This window comes from Pseudomonas sp. 7-41 (assembly GCF_021233075.1).
Classification (GTDB): Bacteria; Pseudomonadota; Gammaproteobacteria; order Pseudomonadales; family Pseudomonadaceae; genus Aquipseudomonas; species Aquipseudomonas veronii.
This window is the reverse complement of the sequence record NZ_CP089551.1, coordinates 515,345-534,627: the sequence shown is the minus strand read 5'-3', so window position 1 is coordinate 534,627 and position 19,283 is coordinate 515,345. Positions and strand designations below refer to the sequence as shown.

At 61.9% G+C, this 19,283-nt stretch carries 15 protein-coding genes; 11 read left to right on the top strand and 4 right to left on the bottom strand.

Annotated elements, in window-relative coordinates; translation table 11 throughout:
* The first annotated feature begins 24 nt into the window (after positions 1–24).
* The 5 genes from LQ249_RS02340 (at position 25) to LQ249_RS02320 (ending at position 5,981) form a co-directional block, all read left to right on the top strand.
* On the top strand, positions 25–1,059 hold the full coding sequence (locus tag LQ249_RS02340; RefSeq protein WP_232566164.1) for a DUF1254 domain-containing protein: 1,035 nt from the start codon (positions 25–27) through the stop codon (positions 1,057–1,059).
* 72 nt (positions 1,060–1,131) lie between these two features.
* Positions 1,132–1,974 (top strand): MipA/OmpV family protein, encoded by an 843-nt coding sequence (locus LQ249_RS02335; protein WP_057005781.1) that lies wholly within the window; start codon positions 1,132–1,134, stop codon positions 1,972–1,974.
* Positions 1,975–2,011: 37 nt separating this feature from the next.
* Complete coding sequence (locus LQ249_RS02330; RefSeq protein ID WP_057005780.1) at positions 2,012–2,827, top strand: acid phosphatase; 816 nt, start codon at positions 2,012–2,014, stop codon at positions 2,825–2,827.
* A 13-nt stretch (positions 2,828–2,840) separates the two neighbouring features.
* A complete protein-coding gene (locus tag LQ249_RS02325; protein ID WP_057005779.1) occupies positions 2,841–3,635 on the top strand; it encodes a hypothetical protein in 795 nt (264 codons plus the stop codon).
* Between the two features lie 216 nt (positions 3,636–3,851).
* Entirely contained in the window at positions 3,852–5,981 is a 2,130-nt protein-coding gene (locus LQ249_RS02320) for a M48 family metallopeptidase (RefSeq protein WP_232566163.1), read from the top strand.
* A gap of 73 nt (positions 5,982–6,054) precedes the next feature.
* On the opposite strand, the gene LQ249_RS02315 is transcribed toward LQ249_RS02320, so the two are convergent.
* The 4 genes from LQ249_RS02315 to LQ249_RS02300 form a co-directional block, all read right to left on the bottom strand.
* On the bottom strand, positions 6,055–7,341 hold the full coding sequence (locus tag LQ249_RS02315) for an OprD family porin (protein ID WP_046385033.1): 1,287 nt from the start codon (positions 7,339–7,341) through the stop codon (positions 6,055–6,057).
* Between the two features lie 587 nt (positions 7,342–7,928).
* Positions 7,929–8,144, bottom strand: coding sequence for a hypothetical protein (locus LQ249_RS02310; protein WP_017848546.1), 216 nt, complete (start codon positions 8,142–8,144; stop codon positions 7,929–7,931).
* A 234-nt stretch (positions 8,145–8,378) separates the two neighbouring features.
* On the bottom strand, positions 8,379–9,485 hold the full coding sequence (aguA, locus tag LQ249_RS02305) for an agmatine deiminase (protein WP_057005777.1): 1,107 nt from the start codon (positions 9,483–9,485) through the stop codon (positions 8,379–8,381).
* Positions 9,486–9,605: 120 nt separating this feature from the next.
* Positions 9,606–12,515: an aminotransferase gene (locus tag LQ249_RS02300; RefSeq protein ID WP_232566162.1), complete on the bottom strand. Its 2,910-nt coding sequence runs from the start codon at positions 12,513–12,515 to the stop codon at positions 9,606–9,608.
* A 154-nt stretch (positions 12,516–12,669) separates the two neighbouring features.
* Between LQ249_RS02300 and rfbB the strand changes: the two genes are divergently transcribed.
* Genes rfbB through LQ249_RS02270 form a run of 6 tightly spaced genes read left to right on the top strand, consistent with a single transcriptional unit; the run spans position 12,670 to position 19,259 of the window.
* On the top strand, positions 12,670–13,752 hold the full coding sequence (gene rfbB / locus LQ249_RS02295) for a dTDP-glucose 4,6-dehydratase (RefSeq protein WP_046488737.1): 1,083 nt from the start codon (positions 12,670–12,672) through the stop codon (positions 13,750–13,752).
* A complete protein-coding gene (gene rfbA / locus LQ249_RS02290) occupies positions 13,749–14,624 on the top strand; it encodes a glucose-1-phosphate thymidylyltransferase RfbA (protein ID WP_232566161.1) in 876 nt (291 codons plus the stop codon). Before rfbB ends, rfbA begins: the two co-directional genes overlap by 4 nt.
* On the top strand, positions 14,621–15,166 hold the full coding sequence (rfbC, locus tag LQ249_RS02285; protein ID WP_046385038.1) for a dTDP-4-dehydrorhamnose 3,5-epimerase: 546 nt from the start codon (positions 14,621–14,623) through the stop codon (positions 15,164–15,166). Before rfbA ends, rfbC begins: the two co-directional genes overlap by 4 nt.
* The gene (gene rfbD / locus LQ249_RS02280; protein ID WP_046385039.1) at positions 15,163–16,032 is read left to right on the top strand and encodes a dTDP-4-dehydrorhamnose reductase; all 870 of its coding nucleotides are present in this window, start codon (positions 15,163–15,165) and stop codon (positions 16,030–16,032) included. The genes rfbC and rfbD overlap by 4 nt, the downstream gene beginning before the upstream one ends.
* Before the next feature lie 36 nt (positions 16,033–16,068).
* A complete protein-coding gene (locus LQ249_RS02275; RefSeq protein ID WP_046385040.1) occupies positions 16,069–17,877 on the top strand; it encodes a sensor histidine kinase in 1,809 nt (602 codons plus the stop codon).
* On the top strand, positions 17,874–19,259 hold the full coding sequence (locus LQ249_RS02270; protein ID WP_046385041.1) for a sigma-54-dependent transcriptional regulator: 1,386 nt from the start codon (positions 17,874–17,876) through the stop codon (positions 19,257–19,259). Before LQ249_RS02275 ends, LQ249_RS02270 begins: the two co-directional genes overlap by 4 nt.
* Positions 19,260–19,283: the final 24 nt, after the last annotated feature.

Genomic DNA, 19,283 nt, shown 5'->3' with positions numbered 1-19,283 from the left:
AACTTATAAAACCAAGAGGTTTACATGTCCCCTTCATCCACGGCCTGCATCTTCGCCATGGCGTTGGCAGCTTTTGGAAGCGCGAACGCCCAGTCATCCTCGGACGCGGCAATACCGGTGGGTGTAGATAACTTCGTGCGTGCCGAGTCCGATCTCTACTTGGGAAAAATGGTGGCGACTGGCAGTTTGGGCCGCTTTGTTCACAGCCGCGAAGCCGTGCCAATCGATGCCCAGAATGTGGTGCGGATGAATCGGGACACGCTCTATTCATCGGCGGTGTTCGATCTCGATGCAGGCCCCGTCACGATCACCTTGCCCGAGGCCGGGGGAAGGTTCATGTCGATGGCGGTGATCAATGAAGATCACTACGTACCCATCGTCACTTACGGCGCCGGTCGCCGGACGCTGACGAAAGAGGCTGTCGGCACACGTTATGTGTTTGTGGCGGTGCGGACGTTCTTCGACCCCTCCGATCGCAAAGATCTTGAAACAGTGCATGCACTGCAGGACGCAATCACGGTCAGCCAAGCCAAGGTTGGGGAGTTCGTCGTACCGAAGTGGGACCAGGCCAGCCAGGCCAAGGTACGTGATGCCTTGGCCGTCCTGGGCTCGACCATTCCCGACTACAACCAGTCCTTTGGGCCCAAGGGCGCGGTCAACCCGATCCATCACTTGATCGGCACTGCGACGGGGTGGGGCGGAAACCCGGCCAAGGACGCTATCTACCTGGGCGGGGTGATGCCAAAGAACAACGGCAACACTGTGTACCGGCTCAAAGTCGGGGATGTTCCGGTGAATAGTTTCTGGTCCGTGAGTGTTTATAACGAAGACGGTTACTTTGAGAAAAACCCTCAGGACGCTTACTCGTTGAACAACCTCACCGCCAAGAAAAGTGAGGATGGTTCGATTGTCATTCAGTTCGGTGGCTGCGACGCAAAGATCGCGAATTGCCTGCCGACTCCACCCGGCTGGAACTACACAGTCAGGCTTTATCAGCCAAGCGAACAAATACTGAATGGCCAATGGAGCTTTCCGAAGCCGCAGCCAGTCACGCGCTGATTAAAAATCTACAAACTTTATAACTAAATAAAAACGCCAATAAGTTTGGCTTTACCGCATAGGAGAGACGCAATGACAACCATCGGTGGTTCAAACTTTCTCAAGCATCCGGTAACGCTCATTACCGGTGCGACACTCGCACTTGCGATGGTATTGCCTGCACACGCGGAGGATTCAAACGAACCCTCCGTGACCGTCGGCGGCGGGCTGGCCGTCGGCCCGTTGTACGAAGGCGCTTCACACTATGCCGCATTCCCTTCACTGAAATTCAAAGCGGTCTTGCCTACCGAAAACTGGGGCAAATTCACCGCCGCTTTCCCGGACGGACTGCGCTGGGATTTGCCGGGGCTTTCTCCTTTTGGCGTGGCTCTGCTGATGGGTTACGACCCGGGGCGCAAGGAAAGAATCCACACCCTCGACGGTCGGGATAACTACCTGAGGGGAATGGGCAACCTGGACAGCACGGCCTTGGTCGGGGCGGAAGCGTATTGGGTGCTTCCGGCCGGTCGCCTGTTCGTTCGAGGCCTGCAATCAACCCAGAACCGTGATTACGGTGGGCAAAGCCTGGGGCGTACCGCGTATCTGGAGGCCGGGGTGGCCACTGCCTACGCACTGTCTTCGACATTGACCCTGGACTCGACCCTGTACGGCACCTGGAGCAACGAGAACGACATGATGGCGCGCTTCGGTGTCACCGCCCAACAGGCTGCACGCACCCGGTTCGACGAATACCACCCCGGTGGCGGGATGCGCGACGTGACCTTGAAACTGGGCCTCACCTGGCAATGGCAACCACAACTGGCACTGGAAGGCGGCGTCAAAACCTACGCCCTGGTCTCCGATGCCCGCAACAGCCCGCTGACAGGCGAAAAAGTGGGCGCAGGCGCCTATCTGAATGCCCTCTACCGGTTTTGATCAGCCGGCAATTCCGGGATAGATAAGGGAACCCTCGATGAAAACAATACAAAAGCAACTGGGGCTGGCCGGCCTGCTCTGCTCCGGGCTGGTGCTGGCCGACGATGCTGTCACCAAGGTCACGGACCCTCACTTCAAACTCGCCCCGGGCTATCTTGACTCGGCCGACTTGCCACTGCGCCTGGCATTGCTTGGCGCCCCGCCAAAGCCCGACTCTGCAGCGCTCGCGCGGGATGAGGAAGCACGCCGAGCGGCGCTGTCGCTGCGAGGTACGGCCCGGGAGAAACTCGCGGCAGCGGATGCCGAGCTGTCATTTCCGGGCCCAGCGAAAGCATTTTCCTGCGCGATGGGCACACCGATCACCGAAGAAAACACACCGCATCTTTATACCTTGATGCAGCGCACCCTGACGGATGCGGGCGGTTCCACCTATGCCGGGAAAAACGCCTACAACCGCACCCGCCCATTCGTGGCGCACAACGAAGGAACCTGTCGTAAAGACATGGAACCGTTGCTGCGCACGGATGGCTCCTGGCCGTCCGGCCACTCCGCTGCCGGTTGGGCCTGGGGGCTGTTGCTGGCCGAGATTCAACCCGCACGCGCCACTGAATTGATGACTCGCGGGCTGTCATTCGGCCAGAGCCGGGTCATCTGCGATGCTCATTGGCAGAGCGATGTGGACGCAGGCCGCATCATGGGGGCTGCGACCGTGGCGAGTTTGCATAGTAATCCGATGTTCCTGGCGGACCTGGCGGCCGCGAAGGAAGAGGTCAAGGCCGCTCAAAAAGCGGGGCTCAAGCCTACAGAGGACTGTGCGGCCGAGGGTGTGGCGCTCTCGCTGACTCAGCATTGACCGGAGAAACACCATGATGCACAGCGACAACCCACGCTCGGCGTTGCGGCGCAAACATGCACGCCTGGCATTGGTGGCTGGCGCCTTGGCGGTAGCCGCGTCCGGTTTGCCAACAAGGGCCATGGCGGCCGACGGCGATGGCTGGACCTTCAACGGTGGGCCTTACGTGTGGGGCGCCGGCATTCGCGGACATGTGGGCCATAGCAGCACCGGAACCCAGTTTATAAAGTCCGATTTCGCGGATATCGCACGCACTGTGGATATGTCGGCGATGCTGATGGGCGAGGCGCGACGCGGCCCATACAGCGTACTCGCCGACCTGATGTACATCGACACCGACACCCGCAACCGTCTGCCGGCGGACGCCCCCGCGTCCAAACTTGAGGTGGAAAGCAAGACCGCCTCCGGGTTCCTGGGAGGCGGGTACACGGTGTTGGGTGATGAAAGCCGTCGGTTGGATGTCGCGGGTGGCGTGCGCGTCTGGTACAGCGGCACCACCATCCGCCTGCATGGTGGGCCGGCTGGCGGTTCCTCTGGCTCTGACAATGCGACGTGGGCAGACGCCATGGCGGGCCTGCGAGGGCACTATGCAGTGAATGATCGATTCTGGCTGTCATCCTGGGGGATGGTGGGCACCGGGCAGTCCCGGGAAGACTGGGACCTGGCAGCGCTGGCAGGCTGGGAGTTTTCACCCGGGTTTTCAGCGGTGCTCGGCTACCGGGCCATGGGGGTTGATTATCGTCACGATGGCTTTGTCTACGACATTGTCCAGAAGGGGCCGCTGTTGGGTATCAGTGGGCGATTCTGAGGACAAATCATCGCCCATGGTTAACAGTCAGCAAGCCCCACGCCAAACGCCTCGACCGCTGACAGGTCAAAGCGTTTCAGAATTGACGATCTAGCCTACAGAGCCCTCCTCCTTCCCACGGCGCTTTTTCCTAACGCCCGGGAAGACCGCTCCTCTCGCCCACCCCACCTGTTCTTCGGTATAAACGTTCGCTTTCTGCGTTGCGAACGGACTCCCATGAACGCCATAAAACTGATTTTCCTGCTGATCATTTTTCCCCTGCTGCTGGCCGGCGTTGGAACATGGCAATTGCAGCGCGCCACCGAGGGCGCGCTGGTTCCCGACCAAGCCCAAGCCTATGTCAACGTGATGAAGCCCGTGCTGAAGAGGTGGGTGGAAGAAAATCCGACGGTGCCCATTACGGTGGGCAGTGACGCCCTCAGCCCGGAGCAGTTTCTCTCCCGACTGGCGCGAATCGAGGCCGAGCTGCCCACCGCGCGCCAACTCAATCGCGTCTTGCGCACGCTGGCACCCTGGGTGATGGGGCTCGGACTGCTCGCCGCGCTGATCGGCGTGGCCGCGCTGGCCGGTACGCAATGGGCGGGGCGGCGCGCGCAGCAGTCGCGAGAACAGTTGCTGCAGGTATTTTCCCTGGGCAGCCGGTTGTTGCCCTACGTACTGGTAAGCCAGGTGGTGGCGATGGCGGCGACGCTCGCCTTGGTGCTGAGTTATGAGGGCCTGGCGCTGTGGCATATCGGCCGGTTGGGCCGGGGCGAAGTCAAGCTGATGGGGTGGCTGGGGGTAATCTCGGTAATCTGCCTGTATTCGATCTGGCTGCTGCTCAAACAACTGCGGCATATGCTGGTGATGTTCGAGCCCACGCCGCTCGAGATGTTCGGCCGGGTGGTGACGGCTGAACAGGCGCCCGGGTTATGGCGCCAGGTGCGCGAGTTGGCCGACAGATTGGGCGCGTTGCCGCCGGATCATATTGTGGTCAGCCTCGCCCTGGGCTTTTACGTGACCTCCAGCCCCGCCACGGTGCGGCCCGCTGAAACGCCGCTGCACGGGCGCACCCTGCATGTGCCGCTGCTGTACCTGGGGTTGCTGAGCCGCGAGGAAGTCGACGCCGTGATCGGCCATGAGCTGGCACATTTTGTCGGCGAAGACACCGAGTACAGCCTGCGCTTTGTGCCGATCTACGATGGCGTCAGCCGCAGCCTGGAGACGCTGGCGCAGACCATGATGAACAGCGATCTGATCCAGGGTTGGTTGATGCGCCCGTCGTTCCTGTTCGGGGTGTTTTTCATGCAGCGCTTCGATCATGCGGTGAACCGCTGGAGCCGTGAGCGCGAGTTGCTGGCCGACGCCGCCGGTGGCCGCTTGGCAGGCAATGCGGCAGTAGCCTCGGCGCTGTTGCGCATATCGGTGTTGCAGACGCCTGTGGAAGACGTGCTACTGGCCCATTGCGACACCCCCGTTGAGGGCGATGTGCTGAACGCCGCCCTCGCCGCGTTGCAAGGCCAAGAATTGCAGGCACCCGACGAAGCGCTGGAAACGCATCAACCCCACCCGACCGATTCCCACCCCTCCAACGGCGAGCGCCTGCACGCATTGCGTGTGCCCTGGGCCGACGCCATGCACAGCGCCACCCGTGGCGTGGACGCAGAGGCTGCGAGCCGGCAAATCGATGCCCTTTTCAGCGCGGCGCACCCGCTGCGTGAGCAACTGTCCCACGACCTGATCGCCGCAGCGGCCTGCGAACACAGCGCTCACACTCATCTGCTGGAAACCCTGGCCGCCTCGGCGCAAGGCGAACATGCCCTGCACGAAGGCGGTCGCCGACGTGCCGTGTTAATGGCGGTGTTGGCGCTGCCGTTTATGTTGCTAGGGCTGGCGATGATGAGCGAGCCCTGGCTTGCCCCGGAACGCTTGAAAGGCACGGTGCTGTCCGCCGTGGGTGCCGGGGCGGGGATTGCCAGCATTGCGCTGATATTTCTATGGCTGGGCATCCGCCGGTTCAAACGCGCGCCGCAGACCGCGTTGCGCCTGACGCCGGAACATTTTGTGTTCGCCAATCTGGCGCAACCGCTGCCCATCGAACACATCGCCACTGTCACGCTGCAGTTTATCCAAGGCATCTGGGTGACCGTCGAACTGACGCCCGAGGCGCCGTTGCCCGAACTGCGCAAAACCGCATTCGGCGTACCCGGTGCGCGGGTCAACCGCAAGAAACGTCAGGTGCTGTTGCAGATGGCGCAGTTGTGCATCGACAACAAGAAGATCGAACCCTATGAAGGCCTGACGCTGATGACCGACTACGTCAACGCATCCCTCGCCCGCAAGATTCTGCAAAACCGGCAGGACTGAACCCGCGACATAAAAAAACCCCGAACCAGTCGGGGTTTTTTATCGCCTGCAATCAGGCGCGACGCCGGATCAATTAGAAAACGTTGATCGGGTAGTCGGCGAACAGGCGGAATTCGTTACCGCCTACGTTGTAGTTGCTGGCGTTGTTGGAAACGCGCAACCACGAGGCACGAGCACGCAGGCTCAGGTCTTTGACCGGGCCGCTCTGAACGACGTACTTGAACTGGTTCCAGATTTCACGCTCGGTGCCATCGCCACGACCGCTGCCGTCGTCGATATTGGTACCGCGCACGTAGGCCACGTTGTAGGTCAGGCCAGGCATGCCGAAGGTAGCGAAGTCGATGCCGTAGGCCGCTTGCCACGAACGCTCGTCCTTGCCGTTGAAGTCGGACCAGTAGGAGTTGGCCAGCAGGATGGTGTTGCCGCCGTCGCCGATGCCGCCATCGTTGCGGTAGCCGCCGTACAGGTAGCCGGTGTCGCCGGTGCTGCGCTGGTGAGCGACGGTGAAGCTGTGCGGACCAACAGCCCACGTGGCGCCCAGGCTCCAGATTTTGTTGTCGCGCGCGTCTGCATCACCTTGGTTTTCCAGGGCGAAGCTGCGATCCAGCTTGGTCTTGTAGCCGTTGAAGTCAAACGTCAGCGACTGCTTTTCCGGCAGGGCCAGTACGTAGTTGACGTTCACGTATTGCTTCTTCAGCACGTCCTGCATGTCGGAGGCGTACAGCGCTGCCGACAGGCTTTCGGTGAATTTGTAGCTACCACCGATGTAATCGATGCTTTTCAGACGGCCGCTGTCGGTACCTTCAGCGCTCTTACGCGCTTCTTTGGTGAAGTGGCCCCCATCCAGTTGCAGACCTTCGATCTCTTTGGAAACGATCGAGGTACCGGTGTAGGTTTCCGACAACAGACGAGAGTTGTCGTAAGCCAGCACGGGCACGTTCGGGAACTGGTCGCCGTACTTGAGCACAGTGTTGGACAGGCGGAACTTCACCGCCGCACCGCCTTTAGCCAGGTCGTTGGCGGCAGAGCCGCTGTCGCCTTGCTTGAAGAAGTCGATACCGCCCGCGCCGCTGCGGCCTTTACCGCCGTCCAGGCGAATGGCGTACTGGCCAATCACGTCCACACCCACACCGACGGTGCCTTGGGTGAAACCGGACTCGAACTTACCGATGAAGCCTTGGCCCCATTCGGCTTTGTCTTGCTTGCCGTTCTTGTAGTCACGGCTGATGTAAGCGTTACGTGCGGCGATGTTCAGGTGGCTGTCTTCAACGAAACCCTTGGATTGCTCCTGGTCGTTTGCCATGGCTGTCGATGCGCTCAAAATCCCCAGAGCGATCAGACTCATCCGTTGTTTCAACATTTCTTATATTCCTTATTACTGGTTGAGTACGCGCTATGACACCAGGCTCCGTATTGCTGTTTTGGTGTCGACTTTTTCCGAAAAAAACAAAGCCCGCGGACGACTGAACTGCCGCGGGCCTTTTCTTATTGGTTGAGTCATGGCTGTTAGCCACAGGCGTTGGACGCAATGCTAGTCTCGCGTTGAACTATGTGTCAATTTCGCTAATCGTCTGTATTTAGGCAAAAAAATTCTAAGCCACGGCCTACAGCGCTTCGGCCATCGCCTGGAAATCTTATCCATACAGAAAAAATACGGACTCACTAACATATTTTATAAGTCGAACGCGTGGGAACAGGCACGCGCACAAATGCAAATAATTGTCATTATTTTCAAGTAAGGTCTTATGCGCTTAAGCGAGCCATGTGACGCAGATTCAGCCCGAAGATCTGTCGTCACATCATGGTGAGGGGAACCTGCTGTTTCTAAGACTGAACCGACTTTAAACGGGGGCCTGCTCGCGACAGGTATAGCTCAATCACTTATTCAGTGAAGGGCACACCGCAATGGCGAACGTGCTCCCTCGCCGATGGTTGATCGGCGAGTTCTCAGTTATTCATCAATTCGCACAATGCGTGCATTTCTTCGTCGCTGAACAAGCCTGCCGGGTAGCGCTCACTCATCACACTGAATAAATCAGGCGGCTGCCTGACCTGCCGTGAGCCATGTGCCTTCAACCAGAGCGCCAGCGCATGGATTTCGTCACTGTTGACTCGCACGGGGTGGAACGTGCGCGTGTGCATCAAGTTGATATCGACATTCATTTCAGCGCTCTCTCCTACTGCGTGAGCCGCTAACTTACTCAAGGTTTATGACAGAACTGCGCAGTCATCACCGTGGGCCACTGTGACAATACCAATACAAAAGCTATGCCAATGTGCAGTATTTATAGGCAGTTGGACACAAAAAAGCCCACGGCCTTACGGGGCCGCGGGCTTGCTGTGAACGCTAGAACCGAGTGGCGCCCGGTCGTCGCTCCGACGTTGTTACAACCGCACTCAGTTTTTCTGCGGGGCAGGCTGTTGTTGGGTCAGGCAATGGATATTGCCCCCACCCAGTAACAGTTCGCGGCCCGGCACCATCACTACTTCGTGCTGCGGGAACAGGTTCTGCAGGATTTCGCGGGCCTGGTTGTCCAGCGGGTCGTCGAAGCTCGGCGCGATGATGCCGCCGTTGACGATCAGGAAGTTGACGTAGGAACCGGCCAGACGCACGGAAGGGTTGCGCTCCTGGCTGCCGTCCACCGGGTCCACACCCGCGCACTCTGCTTCGGTGGCATAAAGCGGCCCCGGAATCGGCATTTTATGCACTGTGAACGAGCGGCCCCGGGCATCGGTGCTGCTTTGCAGCACGTCCATGGCGGCATGGCAGCGTGAGTAGTTCGGGTCTTGCGGGTCGTCGGTCCAGGCCAGCAGCACTTCGCCCGGGCGTACATAGCAGCAGAAGTTATCCACATGGCCGTCGGTTTCGTCGTTGAACAGGCCGTCTGGCAACCAGATGATCTTATCCACAGCCAGGTTGGCGCTCAGCACAGCCTCGATGGCTGCACGGTCGAGATGCGGGTTGCGATTGCGGTTGAGCAGGCATTCTTCGGTGGTGATCAGGGTGCCTTCGCCGTCGACATGAATCGAGCCGCCTTCCAGCACAAACCCTTCGGTGCGGTAGCGCGGCGCACGCTCGATCTCGAGGATCTTGCCGCCGACCTGCGCGTCACGGTTCCACGGCGCATACAGGCCGCCGTCAAAACCGCCCCAGGCGTTGAAATCCCAGTTCACGCCGCGCACTTCACCACGGCTGTCGATCACGAAAGTCGGGCCGGTGTCGCGCACCCAGGCGTCGTCGCTGGACATTTCCACCACGCGGATATTGGGCACGTCGAGGCGGGCACGGGCGTTTTCGTACTGGCCGGCGGAAACCGCCACGGTGACCGGCTCGAAACGCGCGATAGCCTTGGCCACCGCCACGTGCGCGGCCTGCGCCGGCTTGCCACCCAGGCGCCAGTTGTCCGGGCGCTCGGGCCAGATCATCCAGGCCTGGGTCTGTGGCGCCCATTCGGCAGGCATATGAAAGCCATCGGCGCGAGGTGTGCTGTGCAGGGTGGTCATGGCGATCAGGGCTCCGAAAGGGTGAAGGCCGACTTTATAACCGATAAAAATCGGCCTTAAAAGCATCAAAACAACATAGTCGATAAATATGACAGCATTTAATCGATAACAATCGATTATTTACAACTGTTCGTCCAGCACCTTCGACAGCATGTCGACAAAGAAATCCACACTGCGTCTGGAGGTGACCATCGGCGGCTTGATCTTGAGAATGTTCAGGTAATCACCGGTCGGCTGCATGAAAATCCCCAGCTCACGCAAGCGGTCGCACAGCAGTGTGGTCTCTTCGGTGGCGGGTTCCAGGGTATGCCGGTCGCGCACCAGCTCCAGGCCCAGATAGAAGCCGGAACCATGAACCGCGCCGACCAACGGGTGACGGTCGATCAGGGCTTCCAGCCGCGCCTTGAAATGCGCGCCGACCACTTGGGCGTTTTCCCAGAGCTTTTCTTCCTCCATCACATCCAGCACCGCCATGCCGATCCGGCAACTGACCGGGCTGCCCCCCGATGACGAGAAGAAATACCCCTCGGCCTCCAGCGCCTCGGCAATCTCGCGACGGGTGATCACCGCCCCCAACGGCTGACCGTTGCCCATGCCCTTGGCCATGGTAATGATATCGGGCACCACGCCCTGCTCTTCAAAGCCCCAGAAGAAATGCCCCATGCGGCCATAACCCACCTGAACCTCATCGGCGATGCACACGCCACCTTGGGCGCGCACCAACGCATACACCTGCTGCAAATAGCCCGGCGGCAGGGAGATGCCCCCGGCATTGCCATACACCGGCTCACAGATGAAACCGGCCAGTTGGCGCTGGCTCGCGGCGATTTTCGCCAGGTTATGTTCCACACTTCGCACGTAATCCGGCGCGCTGTCCTGCCCGCGGAACTCACCGCGATAGGTATTGGGCGCGGTCACCGGGTGGACCCAGTCCGGACGACTGCTCAGGGCCTTGGGGTTATCGGCAATCGACGTGGACACCGCATCCGCCGCCACCGACCAACCGTGGTAGGCCTCCAGCACACTGAGCATGTCGCGCCCGCCGCTGTAGGCCCAGGCCAGGCGGATGGCCAGGTCATTGGCCTCGGTGCCGCTGTTGACCAGGAAGACCCGGTCCATGCCGTCCGGCGCCAGCGCCAGCAAGCGCTCGGAGAATTCGGCAATCGCCGCATAGTGAAAGCGCGAGTTGGTGTTGAGCAGCGACCACTGCCGCGCCGCCACCGCTGCCATGCGGGGGTGACCATGGCCGAGCACAGCGACGTTGTTGAGCATGTCCAGATAGGAGCGGCCCTGCATGTCGATCAGATGGTTGCGCCAGCCTCGTTCGATGCGCGGCGGATCGACGTAATAATGCTTCTGCGAGCGCGCGAAGCTGGCATCGCGTCGCGCCAGCAGGGCTTGGGGGTCGAGTTCGGGTTCGGCATCGCAGGCCAGCCCCAGCAGCGCCGAGGGTGACGGGCATAGCGCTTGCCACGCCGACGCCCGGCTCGGCGTGCAGAACAGCGGTGGCTCAACGTCGGCGCGGCACCATTGCACGGTCAGGGGAGCATGGACCTCGCCCAGTATTTGCCCCTCCACCACCGCCGCTCCCGCGCTCAATGAGGTGCTTACACCCCACAAGCGCAGGCTCAACGGACCATCCTGCACGCACAGCAAGCCATCGGCACCGACACGCAGCACCCCAGCGAAGGGCGCCTCCACCGCTGTACCGTGGGGCAGGTGCAACTCGACATGCAGCGGGAACGTCTGCGGTTCCGTGGCGCTGTCCGGGCAGGTGCGCGACAAACGGTATTGGCCGTAGCGACTGGCGGCCAACCCGTGAACCGCCGCAGCCTCGTCCAGTAAGCGCCGGTCAATCCCCGGCTGTTCCCAATTACCCGCTTCGAAGTGTGGGCTGAGCACTCCCAGGTCGATCAGCGCGAACTCGCGTCCCACCAGCCCCGGCAAGAGCGGCGCGAACCCCTCGCTGGCGATCGGTGGCAGCGTCTGCCCGACACAGAGCAGGATCGCCGCCTCCATCAATTCAAACGGCACCGACGTTGCAACCTGGAAAATTTCCCACTCATGCTCGGCGTTTTTCAACAGGTAGTCGTTATCGGGGTCCAGGCGTTGCTGCTGTTCGCTGCTGAGCACCAGCACCGCCGCACGGGCGACGATCAGTGGCCATAGCGCCTGCAGTTCTTCACGCTGCAACGGCGTAACGGCATGACAGGCCTGGATTGCCGGCAAAATGGCAAAGGGATCGCCCTGGGCATGGTGCAGCAAGGCGGCGCAGGTCACCGACAGGTCGGCGATGCGCCAGGTGTGCACCAGATCGCCGAAATCGATCACCCCCTGGATCTGCCAATGACGCAGGGCATCGCGCTGCCAGACCACATTGTCATCGGTAATGTCCATGTGTACCGCTTGCCACGGCAAGTGATCCGCCAGGGGCCGAATGCGCTCACCGACCTGCTCGGCGACTTGCTCCAATGCCGCGCGGTGGGGCAGGTCTGGCAGGGTCGCCAGCAGGTGGCTGATCAGTTCCTGCGCGTGGCGCGGGTCCCATTGCAGGGTCCGCGCCAGGCCCGGATGCGCAAAATCGGCCAGCGCCTGGCTCATCCGCCCGCACAAGTCACCGAAGCCTGCGATGACCTCGCGGCCCACGTGAGGCAGGTGGGTCAAGGGCTGGCCGTCGATGTAATCCAACAGCCGCAGGTGCAGGGTTTGCCCGTCGACGGTCACGGTCAGCAGGTCCTCACCGGTCAGGGCCTTGATGACTCGGGGGACGCGCAACCCGTCCTGCGTCTGCAAGGCGTGGAGCGCGGCATGCTGGGCGTGCAATTCGACGGCGGCGTAGTCGCCCAGGCAGATTTTCAGAACAAAGCGGCCATGGTTGGTGTCGATGCTGTAGTTGAGGTCTTGTTGGCTGCCCAGGGACCGTAAGGTGCCAGTGAGGCCGTAATGCTGCTCAAGTAACCGAATCGCCTGGTCGGGCCCCACTTGCGGGCAGGGTAGGCTGGCGCGATGGATCAACGTAGCGAGCAACATGGGGCGACCTCGGCTTTTTTGTCAGGCGCTTATATCGCCATTATTGAGGGGGGTTAGGCAACCCCTTCGCATACCGTGCTTGCGCGACCCTGCCGCACAACTCAAGCTATGCTCCATCCGCTTAACGTCCGTCCAAGGAAAAGGCCCTCCGAACATGCGCATTCTTGTCACTGGCGGCGCTGGTTTCATCGGCTCTGCCCTGATCCGCCACCTGATTCAACACACCGAGCACGAAGTGCTCAACCTGGACAAACTGACCTACGCCGGCAACCTGGAGTCGCTGACCAGCATCGCGTCCAACAGCCGCTATGAGTTCGTCCAGGCCGATATCGTCGACCAGGCCACCGTCAGCGCCGTGCTCGCGCGCTTCGAGCCCCAGGCGATCATGCACCTGGCGGCCGAGTCCCACGTGGACCGCTCCATCGACGGCCCGTCGGATTTTATCCAGACCAACATTGTCGGCACCTACAGCCTGCTGGAAGCCGCCCGCGCGTATTGGCAAACGCTCGCAGAACCGGCCAGGAGCGCGTTCCGCTTCCACCACATCTCCACCGACGAGGTGTACGGCGACCTGCACGGCGTGGACGATCTGTTCACTGAAACCACGCCCTACGCCCCCAGCTCGCCCTATTCGGCCAGCAAGGCCGCGTCCGACCACCTGGTTCGCGCCTGGCAGCGCACGTATGGCCTGCCGGTATTGCTGACCAACTGCTCGAACAACTACGGGCCGTTTCATTTCCCCGAGAAGCTGATCCCCCTGGTGATCCTCAACGCCCTCGCTGGCAAGCCGTTGCCAGTCTACGGCGACGGCTTGCAGGTCCGCGACTGGCTGTTCGTCGAAGACCACGCCCGTGCGTTGCTCAAGGTGGTGACCGAAGGCGTGGTCGGCGAGACCTACAACATCGGTGGCCACAACGAGCAGAAGAATATCGACGTGGTACGCAGCATCTGCGCCCTGCTGGAAGAGCTGGCACCGCAACACCCGGCCGGTGTCGCGCACTTTGCCGACCTGATCACCTTCGTCAAGGACCGCCCCGGCCACGACCAGCGCTACGCCATCGACGCCAGCAAGATCGAACGCGAGTTGGGCTGGGTCCCGCAAGAAACCTTTGAAACCGGGCTGCGCAAAACCGTGCAGTGGTACCTCGATAACCTGGAATGGTGCCGCAGAGTCCAGGACGGCAGTTATCAGGGCGAACGATTGGGCAATACCGACATGAAGGATCTGCTTGCATGATGAAGGGAATCGTATTGGCCGGCGGCTCCGGCACCCGTTTGCACCCCATCACCCTGGGCGTGTCCAAACAACTGTTGCCGGTGTATGACAAGCCGATGATCTACTACCCGATTTCGGTGCTGATGCTCGCGGGAATCAAGGACATCCTGGTGATCTCCACGCCGGTGGACTTGCCGCAATACCGCAATCTGCTGGGGGATGGCAGCCAGTTCGGCGTGCGTTTCAGCTATGCAGAGCAGCCGTCGCCGGACGGTTTGGCTCAAGCCTTCATCATTGGCGAAGCATTCATCGGCGACGATCCGGTGTGCCTGATCCTGGGCGACAATATTTTCCATGGCCAACACTTCGGTGATCAACTGCGCACCGCGGCCGAGCGCCCGTCCGGCGCCACCGTGTTCGGCTATTGGGTCAAAGATCCAGAGCGTTTCGGCGTAATCGACTTCGACAAAGAGGGCCGCGCCCTGTCGATCGAAGAGAAGCCGGCGAAGCCAAAATCCAGCTATGCCGTAACCGGTCTGTATTTCTACGATAACGACGTGATCAACATCGCCAAGGCGGTCAAGCCCTCGCCCCGTGGCGAACTGGAGATCACCGACGTGAACAACGCTTACCTCAAGCGCGGCGACTTGCATGTGGAGCGTTTTGGACGTGGCTTTGCCTGGCTCGACACCGGCACCCACGACAGCCTGCTCGAAGCCTCGACCTATGTGCAGACCATCGAGCACCGCCAAGGGCTGAAAGTCGCCTGCCTCGAAGAAATCGCCTACGAAAATGGCTGGATCGATCGTGACCATCTGCTGGAACGCGCCAAGTACTTCGGCAAGACCGGTTATGGCCAATACCTGTACTCGCTGGCCGGAGAACACCCGTGAATGTAGTGCAAACTTCACTGCCCGGCGTACTGATCCTCGAACCGAAAGTGTTTGGTGATGAGCGCGGTTTTTTCTACGAAAGCTTCAATGCCCGTGCCTTTGAAGCGGCCACCGGGCTGCAGCGCGACTTCGTGCAGGACAACCACTCACGCTCGCAAAAAGGCGTGCTGCGGGGTCTGCACTATCAGCTTGAACATACCCAGGGCAAACTGGTGCGTGTCATTGCCGGCGAAGTACTCGACGTAGCCGTCGACATTCGTCGCAGCTCGCCGAACTTCGGTCAATGGGTCGGCGTGCGCCTGTCGGCACAGAACAACCGCCAACTGTGGGTGCCGGAAGGCTTCGCCCATGGTTTCGTGGTGTTGAGCGACTACGCAGAATTCCTCTACAAGACCACCGATTACTACCAACCGAGCGCCGAGCGTAGCATCCTCTGGAATGACCCTACGCTGGCCATCGACTGGGAACTGACCGAACCGCCGCAACTGTCCTCCAAGGACCAGGCCGGCAAACTGCTGATGGAAGCCGACCTGTTCCCATGAAGATCCTGATCACCGGCCAACACGGCCAACTCTCCCAAGAGCTGCAACAACGACTCCTGGGCCTGGGCGAACTCATCGTGCTGGGCCGCGACAGGCTGGACCTGGCTCACGTCGACCAGATCCGCCAGCAAGTTCGCGCCCATCGCCCCGACCTGATCATCAACGCCGCGGCCCACACCGCGGTCGATCAGGCCGAAAGCGAGCCGGACGCGGCCTTCGCGATCAACGCCACCGCGCCCGGCGTTCTCGCCGAGGAAGCCAAGGCCTTGGGCGTGCCGCTGATCCATTACTCCACCGACTACGTGTTCGACGGCAGTAAACCTGCGCCCTACACCGAAGCCGACACACCCAACCCGCTGGGCGTCTACGGCCAGAGCAAGCTCGCCGGTGAGCAGGCGATCGTGGCAGTGGGGGGCGAATACCTGATCCTGCGCACCAGTTGGGTCTACTCCCTTCACGGCAAGAACTTCCTGTTGACCATGCAGCGTCTGCTGCAAGAAAAACCGCAGATGCGGATCGTCGCCGACCAGATCGGCGCGCCGACCTGGGCCGGCACCATCGCCAACAGCACCCGCGCGTTGATCGAGCGCTGGCAGGCCGGGCAAGCGGGCGACTGGGGTGTCTATCACCTGACCGCCCAAGGCGAAACGTCGTGGTTCGGCTTCGCCCAGGCGATTGGCGAGCACCTGCGCGCCACAGGCAAACCCTGCGCCGACCTGGAAGCGATCCCGTCCAGCGCCTACCCGACGCCGGCCAGGCGCCCACTGAACTCGCGCCTCGATTGCAGCCGCCTGCAACAGCAGTGGCAGGTCAGCCAGCCGCTGTGGCAAGACGCATTGCGCGAGTGTCTTGCACAGCAGCACTAGGCATAATGCGCCTGTACCCTCAGGCGCATGACTCCCATGACCCCACCCCTCCCGCGAAGACCCCGCTGGCGCAGCCTCGCCCTGTTGGCGCTGTGCCTGGCGCCGCTGCTGTGGCCGCTGGAGCACCTGGCCGAGCGCTACTACCGCAGCGAACTGGCCGGGCAGAACCGCCAGACCCTCGACCTGTACGTCGCCAACCTGCTGGGCACCCTGCACCGCTATGAAGTGCTGCCGCAGATCCTCGGCGACTTGCCAGCCCTGCGCACCGCGCTGGCGGCACCGCAGGTCAGTACCAACCTGGCCAACGCCAACCTGTTGCTCAAGGACGTCGCCGCCCAGGCCGGGGTCGAAGTGATGTACCTGATGGACACCACCGGCAAGACCCTCGCTGCGTCCAACTGGGACAAGCAAGACAGCTTCGTCGGGCGCAATTTCTCGTTCCGCCCGTATTTCAGCGAAGCCATGGCCGGGCGCCTGGGCCGATTCTTCGGCTTGGGCACTACCTCGGCCAAACGCGGCTACTTCTTCGCCGCCGCGGTGCGCGATGGCGAGAAAGTCATCGGTGTGCTGGTGGTCAAGGTCGACCTGGACCACACCGAAAGCCTGTGGGGCAACACCCCCGAGCAACTGCTGGTCACCGACCACAACGGCGTCGTGATCCTGACCTCGCGCCCGCAATGGCGGTTCCGCGCCACCCGGCCACTGACGGACGAAGAGCGCCAGGCGATCATCGCGATCCAGCCCTACCCGACCCGCGATCCGCAACCGCTGGCCTTGAGCCCGACGGCCTGGCTGCGCCAATCCACGGCCATCGCCGAAACCGGCTGGAACGTGGAGATCCTCGCGCCACAATCGTTGATCAACCGCCCGGTACGCACCGTGGTCGCGGTGGGCGGCGCCACGCTGTTGGTGCTGATGTTGCTGCTGGGCCTGATGATGCAGCGCCGTCGACACTACCTGGACCGCATCGCCTTCGAAGCCAAGGCCCGACGCGAACTGGAAATGCGCGTGGCCGAGCGTACCAGCGACCTGGAAGGGCTCAACCGGCGTCTGAAACAGGAAGTGCTGGAGCGCGAACATGCGCAGCAGGAACTGGTGCGCGCCCAGGACGACCTGGTGCAGGCGGGCAAACTGTCGGCGCTGGGCACCATGTCGGCGAGCATCAGCCACGAGCTCAATCAGCCCCTGGCGGCGATTCGCAGCTACGCGGAAAACGCCGAAATCCTGCTCGACCATGAGCGAACCGACGACGCGCGCGGCAATCTCAAACTGATCAGCGAGCTGACCGGGCGCATGGCCTCGATCATCGCCCACTTGCGCGCGTTCGCCCGCCGCGATCGGCATGCGCCGGAAAGCGTCGCCCTGCAACCGGCACTGGACGACGCGCTGGCGTTGCTGGCCAAACGGCGGCGCGCGATGGAAGTCGAGCTGATCCGCGATTTGCCCGAGGCGACCTTGTGGGTCGAGGCCGGTGAAACCCGCCTACGCCAAGTGCTGGGCAACCTGCTGGCCAATGCCCTCGACGCCCTCACCGAAAAAGGCCCGCCGCGCAAACTCTGGCTGAGTGCCGAAACCACCGAGCAGGGCGTCAACCTGTACATTCGCGACAACGGCCCGGGGTTTTGCATGGAAGCCCTGGGACGCGCCAGCGAGCCGTTCTATACCACCAAGACCCGCACCCAGGGCCTCGGGCTGGGCCTGGCGATCTGTGACACCTTGATGCGTGCCTTTGGTGGCGAACTGCTGTTTGCCAACCACAAGCAAGGCGGCGCGCTGTTAACCTTGAAATTGCGTGCCGGCTCGCCGGGCGTCAGTCTGCAACCGTCCGAGGACCGCAGTGTATGAGTATCGATAACCAGATTCAGGTGGTGTTGATCGACGACGATCCACACTTGCGTCAGGCCCTGTGCCAGACCCTGGACCTGGCCGGGCTGAAAGTCCTGCCCCTGGGCGAAGCCACCGGCCTCACCGCGCAGCTGTCGCGGGATTGGCCGGGCGTGGTGGTCAGCGATATCCGCATGCCCGGCATGGACGGCCTGGAGTTGCTGGCCGAGCTGCACGGCCAGGACCCGGAGCTGCCGGTGCTGCTGATCACCGGCCACGGCGATGTACCGCTGGCGGTGCAGGCCATGCGTGCCGGTGCGTATGACTTCCTCGAAAAGCCGTTCGCCAGCGACGCCCTGCTCGACAGCGTGCGCCGCGCCCTGGCCCTGCGCCGGCTAGTGCTGGATAACCGCAGCCTGCGCCTGGCCCTCAGCGATCGCCAGCAATTGAGCACGCGCCTGGTCGGGCATTCCCCGCAAATGCTGCGCCTGCGCGAGCAGATCGGCGCGCTGGCGGCAACCAAGGCCGATGTACTGATCCTCGGCGAAACCGGCGCCGGCAAAGAGGTGGTCGCCCGCGCACTGCACGACTTGTCGAGCCGGCGCAGCGGGCCTTTCGTGGCGATCAACGCCGGGGCGCTCGCCGAGTCGGTGGTCGAAAGCGAGCTGTTCGGCCACGAGCCGGGCGCCTTTACCGGCGCGCAAAAACGCCGCATCGGCAAATTCGAATTCGCCAACGGCGGCACATTGTTCCTCGACGAAATCGAAAGCATGAGCCTGGATGTGCAGGTCAAGCTGCTGCGCCTGCTGCAGGAGCGCGTGGTCGAGCGCCTGGGCGGCAATCAACTGATCCCGCTGGATATCCGCATCATCGCCGCCACCAAGGAAGACCTGCGCCAGTCCGCCGACCAGGGCCGCTTCCGCGCCGACTTGTATTACCGCCTCAACGTCGCGCCGTTGCGGATTCCGCCGCTGCGTGAGCGCGGTGAAGATGCGCTGATGCTGTTCCAGCACTTTGCCGACGAAGCCAGCAGCCGCCATGGCCTGCCGCTGCACGAATTGCAGCCGGGCCAGCGCGCACTGCTGCTGCGCCACAGTTGGCCGGGCAATGTGCGGGAATTGCAGAACGCCGCCGAGCGCTTCGCCCTGGGCCTGGAGTTGGCGCTGGACAACACCCCGGACAATCTCTCCGCCGGCCTGCTGACCTCCACCCCCGGCGGCCTGAGCGAACAAGTCGAACAGTTCGAAAAAAGCCTGATCGCCGCCGAACTGAGCCGCCCCCACAGTTCCCTGCGCAGCCTCGCCGAAGCCCTCGGCGTACCGCGCAAGACCCTGCATGACAAACTGCGCAAGCACGGCCTCAACTTTGCCGACAGCGCCAGCCACAGCAGCGACGACGAATAACCCACCCTATCCGCCAAGAGGCCG